This is a genomic window from Endozoicomonas sp. Z74 (assembly GCF_057680865.1).
Genome location: NZ_JBLYZI010000031.1, coordinates 13,021 through 27,447, shown reverse-complemented (window position 1 = coordinate 27,447; position 14,427 = coordinate 13,021). Strand labels below are relative to the sequence as shown.

The following is a 14,427-nucleotide window of genomic DNA, read 5'->3' as shown; positions in this document are numbered from 1 at the left end:
GTGACTTCGACGAAAAATAATAGGCGAACACCTTAAAAAAACTAAAGTGGTTTGGTGAAAGGAATTTATGAAGTTGGATTGACGTATTTTGCTATTTATGGAGTGTCTGTCGCAGTCTGTTCGTGACTTATATCCGGTATAAGTGCAAAGCCTTGATGAAAGTATACGAGCTCTGGTGAGTGTTACAGGAAGCGGGTTTTCCTGAAAAACGGCTTATTGTGTGGGAGATGTCTATTGAAAAACGGGGCGCCAGGCAGGCTCTGCTCTGAAGGGGGAAGGTAAGTGGAAAGTGTCAGGGTAAGCCAAATGTAAAATGGATTGTAATCTGAAAAAAAGCAGTATTTTTATCAGGTTTATGTGGCTGACACAGTCTATAAAAAGCTGGAATGACTTCCAGCTTATGACCGTTCTGTATAGAGGGCTCAGTGATACTTGAAACGATAACTTTCCAGGGGTAAGTTGCCTGGATTCCCCGGCGAAACATGGTACTCAATAAACTCGTCGTCAATTTCAACCACGTGCCATAAATTGGAGGTGGCTAACGTTTCATTGACGGGCTTGTTGATGGGAGGACGGGTGAACAGCTCCTCCCATTTTGAAACGGTCATTGCCTCAGGTGTTTTTCCTTTGATCGCGGTTGATATCATTTTAAATCGGTCGACACTGTCGTGGTTGAGTTGCCAGTATACCTCCGGCAGTTTTTTCATATCTTCAGGCGGTTCTGAGAGGTTCAATTCGGTTCGGTAGGCGCCAGAAAGGTCATTATTGGCCCTGGCCACATTGGCTACCGCCATCCAGGTGCCACTGGTTTTCAGCTCAACCATTTTATTGGATGACACTTCAAAGGTGCGGGTGCCCTTTTTATCGGTCAGGGTATAGGCAAGCCCGGCGGCGGGTTTCACCGACTTCAGAAATGCGATGGCTTTTTCTACAGAGCCTGCTTCTATGAGCCGGCGGTAAATAAAGATCTGAGCAAGCCCGTTATCCACATCATGAGCCAGCTGGAATTTGGAGTGTGGAGTGAATGTATATCCGTTAGTGGCGTTGATTCCATGGCCCATAAGAGTGCCCGCATAGGTGGTGGTCAGTAGCACTGTGCCATCTTCCAGAACATGCTTGATAAGGGCTTGACTGCCTTCAAAGTGGCGGGTCCAGTCCAGAGTATAGGCGACGGTTGCCTTTCCTTTGGCCCATACTGAACCATGGGAGCAATGACCTGTCGGGAGGTCCAGGCTGGATTTTTCTGACGCCAGCATGGGATCGATTCCGGTCATTTTTTCCAGAACCCAGAATGTTTCATCAAAGTTCAGGTTGTAGGCGAACAGGTCTCGGAAGTCCAGCCCGGCTCCATGGGCTATTCCCCTGATTTCCTCCACCAGCTCCGGTGTTATGTTTCTGGCTGTCTGATACAGGCCGGTTTTTGTATAAAAGAATGTTCTGTAATCTTCCCAGTTGTAGTCTGTGCCCGCCTGCTTCAGGAAAGCAGATACCATATCGTATTTAAACCGATTCAGGGTGGGTCGTATGACTTTGCGTAATGCCCTGCCATGTTGAACTCCTCGTGCATAAGGGGAGCCTTTAACTTCTACCGTATAAAACTCCGACTGCTGGTTGTTCAATTCTACCTGGTACTCTATAGGAGGGATGCCCGTCATCCCTTGGGCCTCTGACTCTGTAGCCAGCAGACCACTGGCGATGGCAAAGGAGGCTATAAATGCGGCTGTGCTTGCTTTCATCCTGTTGTTTCCTGAAAGGCTTAACGCATTGGTGTCCCCACCCCTTCGGTTTAATCAGAGAGGGCGGGTGTCCGTTAATGGTTACTTATTGTTGAGGGCTTTGATGATGGCGGGGGCCATTTCACTGAACAGCAGCAATGCCATTCTTGGGGTTTCCGGCATGGCGTAACTGCCTGCTGTGGCAATGACGATGTCGGCATCCTTATCCATAATCAGGGTCTGGCCGTGGATCCCGACCATGGCCAGCATTTTGTGCCCCTTTATATCCAATACCCGGAACTGGTCCTTGTACCAGCCCCTGGGAGCTAGATGGGATTCTTTGTTATACCTCCAGGCAGAACGAACCTCTTCGTTGCCTGACAGCAGGTTATCAATGAACTGTTTGGGAATGATCTGTTCGCCTTTATGATTCCTGCCATCATTGAGCAGCATCTGGCCAACCCGTGCAAGATCTCTGGTGGTCATGTTCAGGCCTCCGGAAGCTACTGCATAACCGGTAGGGTCAGACTGCCAGATAGCGCTGTTCTCCATGCCCAGTCGATCCCAGATTTTTTCTTTCAGGAGATCGGGCAGTCGCTTGCCCATTACCTTTTCAACCACCATACCGAGCACTTCAGTGTTGATGCATTGATACTGATAGGCCACTCCGGTTGGGTATTTTCTTTTTTTGATGGTTTTAGCGTACTCCAGGGTACCGCTCAGTCGGCCCTCAACCTGGCCATTCCATTCCTGGGCATCGGTCATGGCTTTGGCCCAGAGGAAGCCGGGAGTAAAGTCGACCTGGGTGCCTGAACGCATATCAGCCACTTCCTGCACTGTGCTCTCGGCAAATGCGCTGCCTTTCAGTTCAGGCAGGTAGTCCTGAATCGGTTGGCTCATATCCAGTTTGCCTTCTTCAACCGCTAAGGCGGCCAGAAGGCTGGTGAACGACTTGGTGATGGACATCTGAAGGGTCTTGCTGTTGGCAGAAAGGCCATTCCAGTAATGTTCATGGACCAGAGCATTTCCTTTAAGGACCACCATGGCGTTATTATGCAATCGATCACGCAGCAACACTTCCAGGCTGATGGGGCCGGTGGCGTCGTTTACCGGTATGTCATTCAGTTTCAGTTGACCCGCAGGTGCCCATTCTCCTGACTCTTGGGCGGCTTTTGATAACGGGATGTCGTAGGAGTGAGTGAACTTCCAGGCATGATGAAAGCTGGCTGCTGCCATTTCACCGGTATCCCAGTTCTGCTGGGTGAGTCCGAAACTTCTGGACTGTTCAAGAAACGCCGTGTCGGGTTTCCTGAGTTCCGAGGACATGGCGGAAGCAGAGGACAGGAGTAGAGAAAGCATCAGTGCCGTTTTTGTTCCCTTGCTGAGTTTGAAAGTGTCTGAATTCAGGATCATTGTCTTTTACCCCGTGGCTGTTTTTGTCGTGGGAAGCCCGCTTTAGGGAAGAGAGCCTTCCCTTTTATGCTGGTGTCTGTGTTGTATTTTCGTGTCATTCAAAAAGCAGTTCATGGCAGACAGTGTCACTTTTTTGTAGCGGATAATTGACCAGAAATGGCAGTGAATGACCAAAGTGAAGTAGCAGGGGGAACCCTGTCTGGGGAGTAATCAATGAAACTTGAGGCCGTCCAGGCATTTCTGCTGGCTGAGGAGACCGGGTCGATTTCAGAAGCGGCCAGAAGAATGAAAAAGCCGAGAGTGATGCTGAGCAACTGGATATCGGCGCTTGAGGACGAGTGGGGGATCACCCTGTTTGACCGGGCCGGCTATAAGCCGGTGCTTACGAAAGAAGGCCAGGCATTACTGCCTGTATGCCGCTCATTATTGGCAGCGTCCGACATGCTGCAGCGCAAAGTGGGCAGTATGCTGAAGTCGGATGAGCAAAGCCTGGCACTGGGGATTGACCATGGTGTAGAGCAGGGCTTTATGTTGGGTGTCATGGAGAATCTTGAGCGTCTCTACCCCTCGCTGAACCTGACTGTGAGGGTTGGGTTTGATGATGAGTTACTGGATTGTGTGGAGTCCGGTGAGCTGGACTTTATTTATACCGGTCTGGTTGAACCGGACCTGTCCCGTTTTGCCTGTCGGCAGATTGGTCATTATGACTTTGTTGCGGTTTGCCACAAGGATCACCCTCTGGCCAGTTACGATTACCTGGAAGTCTCTGATCTCTATAGTCACCGGCAGATCTGGACCCGGCTTCACAGGACGACTGACTCAAAAAAAGTGCGTTTTTCGGACAGCTTCTGGCAAGTTTCCGACTACCAGGCCGCAGTGGGGCTGGTCAGGCGTGGACTTGGCTGGACCAACTGCCCCAAGGCTATGGCGATTGATAGTATTCGTTCGGGGGAGCTGGTTATCCTGAGTCACCCCCAAGCGGTTTATCGATGGCCAGTGGGTTTGCTCTGGCGGGCTGACTACCAGCCGGGGCCGGTCATGCAGCACCTGATGGAAGCCATTGCCAGCCATTACAGCAGGGGGTAGCTTCTGGCTACAGAAGGAATGTGGTTAGAAATCTGTCCAGTCAGACGATGCTTGTAGGGTGTCGCTTATATTGTGAGGGCGTTGTATGTCATTTAATCCTCCCGCAGGCGTCTGCTGGGAGAAATTGGAGTGGGAAGTCGAAAAACCACGATATAAGTTGAAACAATAAATGTGATGATGGCTGTTCCTTCGATCAGCAGAGCGGTGTTGGTACTTATTTTTCCTGCAGCAAGGGCTCCACAGGCAAGCAGCAGAGAGAACTCACTGCTCTGCCCAAGGCGCAATCCCATTTCTGCGGCATTGTCTGAATGCTCTCCTGCCAGTTTTTTCAGCAGGTATTTAAACAACAGTGGCTTAGCGATAAGGATAATGGTGGAGGAAAGCAATATTGCGGCCAGTGTGCTGGCGGGAAGAATGGGTTTGAACTGGGCACCGACAGAAAAGAAAAACAGAATCAGAAAGAACTCCCGGAGGGGTTTAAGTCCTTCTGCAATGACCAGTGAGATGGGAGACGTGGCAATACTGACTCCGGCAATAAAAGCACCGATTTCATGGGAAAGGCCAACCTGTTCTGCCAGCTGGGCCGCAGTAAAGCACCAGCCAAGGGATACCAGAAAAATGTATTCGGAAATACGGTCAAAACGGGCGAACAGTTTAAGCAGAAAATAGCGGACAAACCACCAGGACCCCAGGGCAAAGACAGCGGTCTTCAGGGGCAGAAATAGAGCGTCAAATGGGGTGTCATGGCCACTGCTGTATAGAAGGAGAATGGTCAGGATGGCAAGGATATCCTCGAACAGCAGGATACTGATCATGACTTCGCCGGTTCTTTTATGATGCAGGGTGGTGGTGGGAATAAGCTTAAGGCTGAGTACTGTGCTGGAAAAGGATAATGCTGCGGCGCTGATCAAGGCTTCATTCCGGGGAAGGTGAAAAGCAAAGAACAGGCACGCCCAGATGAGCAGGCCGGCACCCAGCAGACATAGAAAGGTGACCAAAGCCGTTTGTTTTAACTGTTTCAGCAGGTTTTTTGGGTGCAGATGTAACCCGAGCAGAAACATTAACAGAATAATGCCCATGGTTGAGATGGCATCGATGTGACCATCACTGGCCATCAGGCTTGCACCATAAGGGCCGGCAATAACACCCAGACAAATGTAGGCAAGAATGATCGGCTGTTTCAGCCAGGCAAACAGCGTTCCCAACAGGGACGCACCTCCAAAAATCAGTGCCATTTCCAGTATCAGGTGTTTGAAAGCACTATCCACAGGCTTGGTATCCGGTTTCCCGTAGGTTTAAGGGTTTCAAAAAGGGCTTAAGTTTGACAGGTTCTAATGTGTTGTCTGGATGGCCAGCAGCCGATAGGCCGTCAGTGGTGCACCCAGCTGGTGGTAATAAAGCCCTCTAACCACTGAGCTGAGATAATCCACAGCGATCAGTCGGCTGATTTCATTGAGCTGCTCGTTATTAAGGCGCACCTGGCAGTTCTTGAATGCTTTATCCGTAAGCGGCAGTGAGTCCTGGCTCACCTTATCCAGCCAGAATTTAATTTCAGAAGGTACGCTGGTTATGCTGCTGAAACCAAAGCCCTGCCAGAGACGCTGGCTTCCAAGCACCTGCCGGTAATCACTCCCCGAGTAATGGGGCAGTTCATTAAGGGAGTGAGGCTGTACATAGGTGTTGTTTCTTGTGGTAAAGCGCAGGAACTCATCCTTCAGGTAGGGAGGGCAGCTGGGGGCTGTATTATAGGCAAGGTTAAGAAAACGCTTGATACCATTACTGTTGACCACCTGAAGAGTGAGCTTCCTTAAGAGCGCCCTGTCCGGCTGGATGTAGTGAATAGGGTAGCCTTCCAGTCCGAGTTGTTGCAGTTTAATGGCCAGCAGTGCTGGCAACCTGTCGGAAAACACCTGAACTCCCCCAGGGTAACGGTGCCTGATTTCATGGGGCAACAGTATTTCAAGTTCTGTGATACTGACAAGAGTGATCTTTTCACTCACCCTGGTGTGGGGTTGTAAAGTAGAATGCGTTGAGGCAGTTAACAGGAGCAGGCTGCCATAAACCAGGATCAAAGCGATTTTCATTCGGCGGCTATCCACAGATTCTGAAATTGAGCTCTAATCGGGAGAAAAAACTGCGGCAAATCGTCGCAATGGACTTGAACACTCAGGGTGCTGTGTGCATAAGCATAGTCGTGATTTGCTCGATAACGAGTGAATATGTCAGAATGTTTCAAATGGTCTCAGGCATGATAACGCTCAGTAGCCGGATATTTCTGCAGAGGGCCCTATCCCCGTCCACGGTGCTGGTGTGGCTGCTATTAATGGGATTAATCTTTAAATCATGGATGGCCTGGCTGGCACTGGCTGTACTTTATCTTCTTTCGATAGATCCGGTTTCTTCCCGGATCCTGATGAGCCTTGAGCGCTATCCCCCGCTGAACCCTGTAAAGCTTACCTCTATGGCGAACGAAACCATCGTCATTCTTGGGGGCGGCCTGCCTCAGAGCAGCCCTGAAATGCCCGGTCTCAGGCCATCTTCCTTCACACTGGAACGCCTTCGCTATGGTGCATGGCTTACCAGGGAAACCCATCTGCCAGTATTGGTTACCGGTGGCGGTTCCTCTCCGGAAGCAAGCACCATGGCCGAGAGCCTGTCCCGTGATTTTGGCGTGGAGGCTCAATGGCAGGAACAGGAAAGCCGAACCACATGGGAGAATGCCCGGTTTTCCCAGGAAATCATCCCTGAAAAAAAAGAGGCGGTCATACTGGTTACCCATGCCTGGCATATGCCAAGGGCTGTGCTCAGCTTTGAAAGAGCGGGTTTCAGGGTTATTCCCGCCCCTACCGCCTTTACCAGGGGACCGGATTCACTCTCCAGGCTTTCCCGCTGGCTTCCCCAGGCCCGTAACCTGGCTGTTAGTGAACGGGGTATCAGGGAATATCTGGGGTATCTGTGGTACTGGCTGGTATACCGTTGATGAGCCATTGCATCTTACCTTAATGCGATATACCCCCTTTGGTCAGGTGCAGAGGATCGAGAATTTTCCTCAGTGCGGCTTCACTCATTCCGGTCTTCTCCCGGGCCACATCAAGAATGGGGCGCTGTTCGTAATACGCCTGTTTGGCTATTTCCGCGGCTTTCATATAACCGATAACCGGATTAAGGGCAGTGACCAGGACGGGGTTTTTATGCAGTGCAGAATCAATATTGGCACTTTTTACTCTGAATCCTGCCAAAGCCTTGTCGGCCAGTATCTGACTGGCACGAGCAGACAGGTTCAGGCTGGTGACCAGGTTGTTGCCAATCATGGGCAGCATGACATTGAGTTCAAAGTTACCGGACTGGGCACCCAGGGCAATGGCGGTATCAAGGCCTGTAATCTGAGCCGCAGCCATCAGTACGGATTCACAGATCACCGGATTTACCTTACCGGGCATTATGCTGGAGCCAGGCTGCAGAGCGGGCAGCTCAATTTCACCCAGACCGGCCAGGGGGCCGCTGTTCATCCAGCGCAGGTCGCTGGCTATTTTGGTCAGGGTGGTGGCCAGGCTGCGAAGGTTTGAAGACAGTTCCAGCGCCGCCGCCGGAACGCTCAGTGCTGCAAAAAAGTTAGTGGCCGGTATGAAGGGAAGGCCAGTGTCTTCACTCAGCTTCTGGCTGACCCGAAGGGCAAATTCCGGGTGAGTATTGGTGCCTGTGCCAACCGCTGTTCCGCCCAGGGCCAGTTGGTAGAGCCGCTCGAGCGTTTGTTGAAGTCGTTGTTGGTCTTGATGTACCAGAGCTTTCCAGCCACTGATTTCCTGGGAAAAGGTGACCGGCATGGCATCCATCAGGTGGGTTCGACCGGTTTTTACTGTGTTTCTGAGTTCCTGTTCCCTGCTATCCAGGACGCTGATAAGGTGGTTCAGGGCGGGTATCAGCTGATGATGAATTAACCCAGCAGTGGCAATGTGAATGGCTGATGGAATAACGTCATTACTGCTCTGTCCCATATTGACGTGATCATTGGCCGTTATCTTTACTTTTCCTTCCAGGGACACCAGCCGGGCAATCACTTCGTTCACGTTCATGTTGCTGCTGGTGCCAGAGCCGGTCTGGTACACATCAATGGGAAATTGTTGCTCATAGGTGCCGGGAAAGTGTCCTTGAAGCACCTTTTCGGAAGCCCGGACAATGGCTTCGGCTTTTTCGTCGGATATCAACTCCAGTGACTGGTTGGCTTTGGCAGCCGCTTTTTTGATTCGGGCAATGGCGTGAATGAAATCCGGAGGCATAGGTTGTCCACTCACCTGAAAATTATCAACAGCCCTCTGGGTCTGAGGGCCATACAGAGCCTTTTCAGGTACCTGGACTTCTCCCAGGCTGTCTCTTTCAGTTCTAGTGGTTTCCTTTGAGGTGGTCATGGCGGCGGCCGTTCCTGTAAGCACAAACAGTATGAAACAACGGTATAACCTGAGTCGTTGATGAGGGGGGCTCACATGTCATTTCCTCACTGGCCGTTTCTTGACAGTGGTCAGGAATGAGCATAGCCCGGTTTTTTTATCGGCGGGACAATCGGGAAAATAAAAGCAGTTGACCCGCATATTACCTATACCCAAAGGATTTCAAGTTGCTACGCGGCGGCAAAAGAGCGAGACCCCAGGAGCTTAGATAAACTAAGTGACTGGGGTGAGTGAGAGCAGCCAACAAAGTAGCAACTTGAAAGGCGACGGGTATATATGCGGGTTGAGGCTATTTTCGACAAGTGAGTCAGGAAAAAACGCTTTTTCTTCTCAGAGGGCTAACCAGAGTCAATAGAATCATGAGCAAGCTAACCACCAGCGTGGGCCATGATCCGGTGATCATATAAGGCGTGTTCCCGGAACGCACCTCAGCGGTTTCTGACAGGACGCCCTTGCGAAAACGGGGGATGGTGGCCAGTACTTTCCCTTTGTTGTCGATCAGTGCAGAAATACCGTCGTTGGTGGCTCGTATCATATAGCGCCCGGTTTCCAGTGATCTCATACGGGCCATCTGGAAGTGCTGGAGTGGGCCGATGGATTTGCCGAACCAGGTGTCATTACTGATGGTGATCAGCAGGCCGCTGCCTTTGGCGGTGGAGGCGGCAAAGTCCGGATAGACCACCTCGTAACAGATATAAGGCGTGATCAGGGTATCACCGGCTTTGAGGTGGGGTTGGCTGGTCTTGCCGCGGGAAAACTCGGACATGGGCAGGTTAAAAAAATCGATCAGGCCGCGAAGCACTGACTCGAAGGGGACATACTCCCCAAAGGGAACCAGCTTCTGTTTGTCATAACGTCCCTCTTCTTGACCCAGAGAGAGTACGCTATTGTAAAAACGGGTCCGGTCTCCGGAGTTATCGTCATAGGGTATGCCCAGAATCAAGGTGCTGCCTTGCTGGCGGGCTTCCCGGTCAAGTTGATCCATCAACCCCCGGGCCCGGTTGTACAGCAAGGGGATGGCGTTTTCCGGCCAGATGATCAGGTCTTTGTCCCACTGCTCTGCACTCAGGCTGGTATAGGTGTTGATCGTGGACTGGATAAAGTCAGGGTCCCATTTCAGCAGTTGGGGAATATTACCCTGAACTGCACTGAATTCCAGCTTTCCGGTTTTTTCAGTCCACTGAACCTTCTGCAACGGGGCCGTTAACCCCCAGAGACCAAGGAAAGCAAAAAGTGCCAGCAGGTTGATGATCCTGTTCTTTCCCCGGGATGTTTTGCCAGGAATGAACAGTGCAACCAGCAGGCAGCTGGTAGTCACCATTAAAAGGCTCAAGCCGTAAGTTCCCGTGACCGGAGCCAGGGAGGAAAAAGGGGTGTCCAGCAGAGCATAACCCAGTAGCAGCCATGGAAAACCCGTGAATAGCCAGCTGCGAACCCACTCAAACAGAACCCATAAACCGGCGAACAGGAAAGCCTGCTGCCAGGGAGGCCGCGCACAGTCAGACTGAGATGACCGGTTAAACCCACTGTATAAAAAAAACAGGGGCATGATCATCAGTGCTGAAATTGCGAGCACAAACAGCAGGGTCAGAAAGCCTGCCAGGGGAACAGAAGCCGCACCAAACTCATGGATACTGACGTATATCCAGGAGGTTCCCGTACCGAACATGCCGATGCCAAAGAGAAAGCCACAAAGGGTAGACGTCTTGATGGGGGCGTTTCGAACCAGCAGGAAAACCAGTGCCGTTGCCACCATGGGCACCGGCCAGAGGTTAAACGGGCTGAACCCAAGGGGCAGCAAGGCGCCTGCCATCAATGACAGGACACCACGGATCAGGGCGATGGGGGCAGGCATCAGCAGGGCGTCACCCTTAGTAAACGAATGCGTCGACCGTCGGCATTGAGCACATCGAAACGAAACCCGGAAATTTCCACTGATTCATTACGGGTGGGCATGTGTCCGAACTCCTGCATGACGATACCGCCAATGGTGTCGAACTCATCATCACGAAACCGGGTGGAGAACTGCTCGTTAAAGTCTTCAATAGGGGTCAGGGCCTTGACGATAAAAGCATGGTCAAGGTCGTCAGCGGGCTTGATGTAAGTGTCTTCATCGACGTCGGTTTCATCTTCAATATCGCCGACGATCTGTTCGAGGACATCTTCGATGGTGACCAGTCCTGCCACCCCTCCAAACTCGTCAATCACAATGGCCATATGGTTCCGGTTGGTACGGAACTCGCGCAGCAGGACATTCAGACGTTTACTTTCCGGAATAAACGTTGCTGGTCGTAGGTGGTTTTTGATATTGAACCGGCCACTGTTCAGAATCAGCGGCAGCAGGTCTTTGGCCAGCAGAATACCGATGACTTCATCTTTGGTATCACCTATGACCGGGAACCGGGAGTGGGCAGACTCAATAACCTTGGGAAGGAAGTCACGGGGCTCCTGGTCTTCCTCGACGCAGACCATCTGGGAGCGGGGAATCATGATCTCGCGGACTTGCATGTCCGCAACCTGAACAGCCCCTTCGATGATGCTCAGGGCCTCGTCGTCCAGCATTCCCCGACTTCCGGCATCCCGGAGGATACCCAGCAGGGCGTTTCGATCTTTGGGGTCCTGGCTAAACAGACTGGCCAGTTTGTCCATCCAGGATGGTGACGGCTGGCCGTCCGTCGAATGGTCGTCGCTCATTGCCCTCTTTGCTCAAGTGTTGCTCACTGTACTATCGACAGTGTGCGGTTTACGGGTAGCCTTCCCTTCTTCCCAAAAAAGTGAGTTGTCACTGGGGACAGTCCTGGGAAGCTCTATCCTCAAAACGTTCTATCTCAAACGCATTCCTGATAGGGGTCTGGAAAGCCAAGCTGTTGCATGATGGCAGTTTCCAGGGTCTCCATTTCCAGAGCCTGGTCGTCTTCAATATGATCGTAGCCAAGCAGGTGCAGTGTGCCATGAACAATCATGTGTGCCCAGTGGGAAGTCAGGCTTTTTTTCTGTTCAATGGCCTCCCTTTCCACCACAGGTGCGCAGACCACCAGGTCCCCCAGCAGGGGCAGCTTCAGCTCCTCGGGAAGCTCTGAAGGAAAAGACAGCACGTTGGTGGGCCCTTCCTTATTCCGCCACTGACGGTTTAACTGGGCACCCTCCTCTGTGTCGACAATCAAGAGGCTTATTTCAGCTTCCTGTCGGTGTCTGCCCACAGCGGTAGCCGCCCATTTCTCAATTTCCTCAGGAGAGGGCAGCTGAGTGCTGGTGCTGTTGACCAGCATATCGATATGAACGCTGGTCATCATTGCACGGCCTGAGGTGTTTTGTTCTGGCTTGCCCGGTCATGGCGGTCATAGGCCTGTACGATCCTCTGAACCAGTGGATGACGGACCACATCTTTGGCGGTGAACCAGGTGAAGCCAATGCCATCGACCCCCTTAAGGACATCAATGGCGCTGGCCAGTCCGGAGCGGGTACCCCTTGGTAGGTCCACCTGGGTGATGTCACCGGTAATTACGGCCGTTGAGCCAAAGCCAATCCGGGTCAGGAACATTTTCATCTGTTCCTGGGTGGTGTTCTGGGACTCATCAAGAATGATAAAGGAGTTGTTCAGGGTCCGGCCCCGCATGTAAGCCAGGGGAGCCACTTCAATCACGTTCTTCTCGATCAGTCGGTCCACCCGCTCAAAGCCCAGCATTTCATAAAGCGCGTCATAAAGCGGGCGAAGGTAAGGGTCGATCTTCTGGGACAGGTCTCCCGGCAGAAAGCCCAGCTTTTCCCCGGCTTCCACCGCCGGGCGGACCAGCATAATGCGACGGATCTGCTCCTCTTCAAGCGCTTGAACGGCAGCAGCTACCGCCAGATAGGTTTTACCCGTGCCGGCAGGGCCGATGCCGAAGTTGATGTCGTGCTGCAGAATGGATTTGACGTAGCTTTGCTGGTTGGGGCCCCTGGGGGTAATCGTGCCTTTACGGGTACGGAGGGTCACCAGTTTGTCATCGGGTTCTTCATGAATCCACTCAATGGCGGATTCCTGAAGAAAAAGGTGAACGGTATTCGGGCTCAGTGGCTCATCTTTGCCGGTTTCCCGAAACAGTTTTTTCAATACTTCACCGGCTACGTCTGCACGTCCGTTTTCACCACTGATGGCGAAGTCATTGCCCCGGTGTCGGATGGTGACGCCCAGCCTTTCCTCAATCTGTTTCAGATGCTGGTTAAACTGTCCACACAGCTCTGCGAAGCGACGGGGCTCATCAGGCTCCAGGGAAAACCGGCAGATGCGATCCGGTGGGTTGGGTTGCTTATTTTCCTGAGAGTTGGGATAGGTGTTCAAAGTCGGTTTTTCAGCCTTTACTGCATTTGGGTTTGTTAAAGGATATAACGGGGAGCGGCAGATGCAAAGCTGGGCCTTACTGGAAATAAAACCTGAACACTCAAGTCAGAGTTACAGTATATTGCACGTAGAACTTTTGTTCTTTTTTGGGGGGGCGGGCTCAGATTGATTTTCCGAATTATCAGTGGATGCTTGGGGTTCAGGTTCTTCACTTGGTTTATCCCGAGAGGGGAGGTGCTCCTGGAGCTGGCTGGAGGTGCTTTCTGCCTTGAGGGAAGGGTCAAGTTGCAGGCTTGTGGTGCCTGAGAGCGAATGACGGGAAGAAAATGCGCTAACAGCTTGGATGGCGCTCCGAACTCCAGGCCGTTTAATGATCTTTTTGGATACCTTCTCTGTATTCAGAAGGTGATCAGGAGAGTTGCCTCTATTGTGTGGTTGCTCTGGGGTTAAAGGTCTACCCAGATCCTTGCGAAGAAGTTGAATAAAATTATTAAACCCCTCGCGTAGCCTTATGTCACGTCTGTCAGGTTCTGGTATTTGGGACCACTGACTTTGAGTATTGACGCTTGCAGTTTGGGTTGACTGGTCTTGAGTATCGCCATCGACCAGAAGTTCGAGCTGTAAACCATCGGACTGGCTCATTGCTCCAGGTTGTGGCTGAAGGCTGGACTCTTCAGCGATCTCTGTATTGTTTTCATGGGCGGGGGGACGGGGGGACTGATCTGAAAGCAGTTGCACTGTCTCTTGAGCCATTTCGTCTTCATGGGCTTCCCGGTCGTTGTTTTTTTCGGGCAACATATACACGATGAAGTTGCGAAGAAATGGAGGAACATAATCAGCAGGATCTTGTTTCCCCCAGTGGGGGGCTTCAGGAGGAGTATAGAGTAGGGTCAACTCCTGTTCAGTGAAAAGATGCCTTACTTCTTCTATTGTCACTGCTTTGCTTTTTGAGGAAGATTTGATGGGCTCCAGGGGCTTTTCTGAGGTTTGATAATGGGCTTTGACACCCATCAGCTCCCCTGAGCTGGCGACCCATAGGTTTTTTTTAACAGGGTGGATTTCTTCCTCCATAGATTCATTCCCAGGTGCTTCAACGATAAGCTGGTTGCTGTTTTTTTCGACCTTAAGCGTCAGTGGGTTTTCATTTTCAGAGTCACCTGGAAAGGCCACAAGGGGTTGGCTGAACTGGATTGAAAGGGTTTTTATTTTGCTTTTGGCCGGAAAAAATAAAATGAATTGATGATGGCCTGGGAAAGGGTTGACGGACATTGCTGTGCCCGCTGGGAATGGAGTTAATTGGTCGTATGCTATAAGACTGGTTGATATCAAAAAGAGTTCAGTCAGAGAATGAACAGAATGCTGCGGAGTATCTGCTCTGGAAATTGAGTGTACGTCCATGATTAAAATAAAAAAAAGAAGTTTCTTCAAGATTTTTGCAGGCATATGA

At 51.5% G+C, this 14,427-nt stretch carries 12 protein-coding genes; 2 read left to right on the top strand and 10 right to left on the bottom strand.

The features are described from left to right. Positions 1-422: 422 nt before the first annotated feature. Positions 423-1,736 carry a C45 family autoproteolytic acyltransferase/hydrolase gene (locus ACNRUY_RS11210; protein ID WP_488111724.1) on the bottom strand — a complete coding sequence of 438 codons (1,314 nt, stop codon included), beginning with the start codon at positions 1,734-1,736 and terminating at the stop codon, positions 423-425. Between the two features lie 81 nt (positions 1,737-1,817). Beyond that, positions 1,818-3,128, bottom strand: a complete 1,311-nt coding sequence (locus ACNRUY_RS11205) for a serine hydrolase domain-containing protein (RefSeq protein WP_488111723.1) — start codon at positions 3,126-3,128, stop codon at positions 1,818-1,820. A 213-nt stretch (positions 3,129-3,341) separates the two neighbouring features. Between ACNRUY_RS11205 and ACNRUY_RS11200 the strand changes: the two genes are divergently transcribed. Beyond that, positions 3,342-4,214 carry a LysR family transcriptional regulator gene (locus ACNRUY_RS11200; RefSeq protein WP_488111722.1) on the top strand — a complete coding sequence of 291 codons (873 nt, stop codon included), beginning with the start codon at positions 3,342-3,344 and terminating at the stop codon, positions 4,212-4,214. 92 nt (positions 4,215-4,306) lie between these two features. On the opposite strand, the gene ACNRUY_RS11195 is transcribed toward ACNRUY_RS11200, so the two are convergent. Together ACNRUY_RS11195 and ACNRUY_RS11190 are read right to left on the bottom strand one after the other, a co-directional pair. Then, a complete protein-coding gene (locus ACNRUY_RS11195; protein ID WP_488111721.1) occupies positions 4,307-5,482 on the bottom strand; it encodes a cation:proton antiporter domain-containing protein in 1,176 nt (391 codons plus the stop codon). A 63-nt stretch (positions 5,483-5,545) separates the two neighbouring features. Beyond that, positions 5,546-6,298 (bottom strand): hypothetical protein, encoded by a 753-nt coding sequence (locus ACNRUY_RS11190; protein ID WP_488111720.1) that lies wholly within the window; start codon positions 6,296-6,298, stop codon positions 5,546-5,548. 152 nt (positions 6,299-6,450) lie between these two features. Here ACNRUY_RS11190 and ACNRUY_RS11185 point away from each other — a divergent pair, with 152 nt between their 5' ends. Continuing rightward, positions 6,451-7,194: a YdcF family protein gene (locus tag ACNRUY_RS11185; protein ID WP_488111719.1), complete on the top strand. Its 744-nt coding sequence runs from the start codon at positions 6,451-6,453 to the stop codon at positions 7,192-7,194. Between the two features lie 19 nt (positions 7,195-7,213). Here ACNRUY_RS11185 and ACNRUY_RS11180 read toward each other — a convergent pair whose 3' ends face one another. The 6 genes from ACNRUY_RS11180 to ACNRUY_RS11155 form a co-directional block, all read right to left on the bottom strand. After that, complete coding sequence (locus ACNRUY_RS11180) at positions 7,214-8,620, bottom strand: class II fumarate hydratase (protein WP_488111718.1); 1,407 nt, start codon at positions 8,618-8,620, stop codon at positions 7,214-7,216. Between the two features lie 346 nt (positions 8,621-8,966). Further along, entirely contained in the window at positions 8,967-10,514 is a 1,548-nt protein-coding gene (gene lnt / locus ACNRUY_RS11175; RefSeq protein ID WP_488111717.1) for an apolipoprotein N-acyltransferase, read from the bottom strand. Beyond that, a complete protein-coding gene (locus ACNRUY_RS11170; RefSeq protein WP_488111716.1) occupies positions 10,514-11,353 on the bottom strand; it encodes a CorC family transporter in 840 nt (279 codons plus the stop codon). The genes lnt and ACNRUY_RS11170 overlap by 1 nt, the downstream gene beginning before the upstream one ends. A 134-nt stretch (positions 11,354-11,487) precedes the next feature. After that, on the bottom strand, positions 11,488-11,952 hold the full coding sequence (ybeY, locus tag ACNRUY_RS11165) for an rRNA maturation RNase YbeY (RefSeq protein WP_488111715.1): 465 nt from the start codon (positions 11,950-11,952) through the stop codon (positions 11,488-11,490). Beyond that, complete coding sequence (locus ACNRUY_RS11160) at positions 11,949-12,980, bottom strand: PhoH family protein (RefSeq protein WP_488111714.1); 1,032 nt, start codon at positions 12,978-12,980, stop codon at positions 11,949-11,951. The genes ybeY and ACNRUY_RS11160 overlap by 4 nt, the downstream gene beginning before the upstream one ends. A 111-nt stretch (positions 12,981-13,091) precedes the next feature. After that, entirely contained in the window at positions 13,092-14,423 is a 1,332-nt protein-coding gene (locus ACNRUY_RS11155; protein ID WP_488111713.1) for a hypothetical protein, read from the bottom strand. Positions 14,424-14,427: the final 4 nt, after the last annotated feature.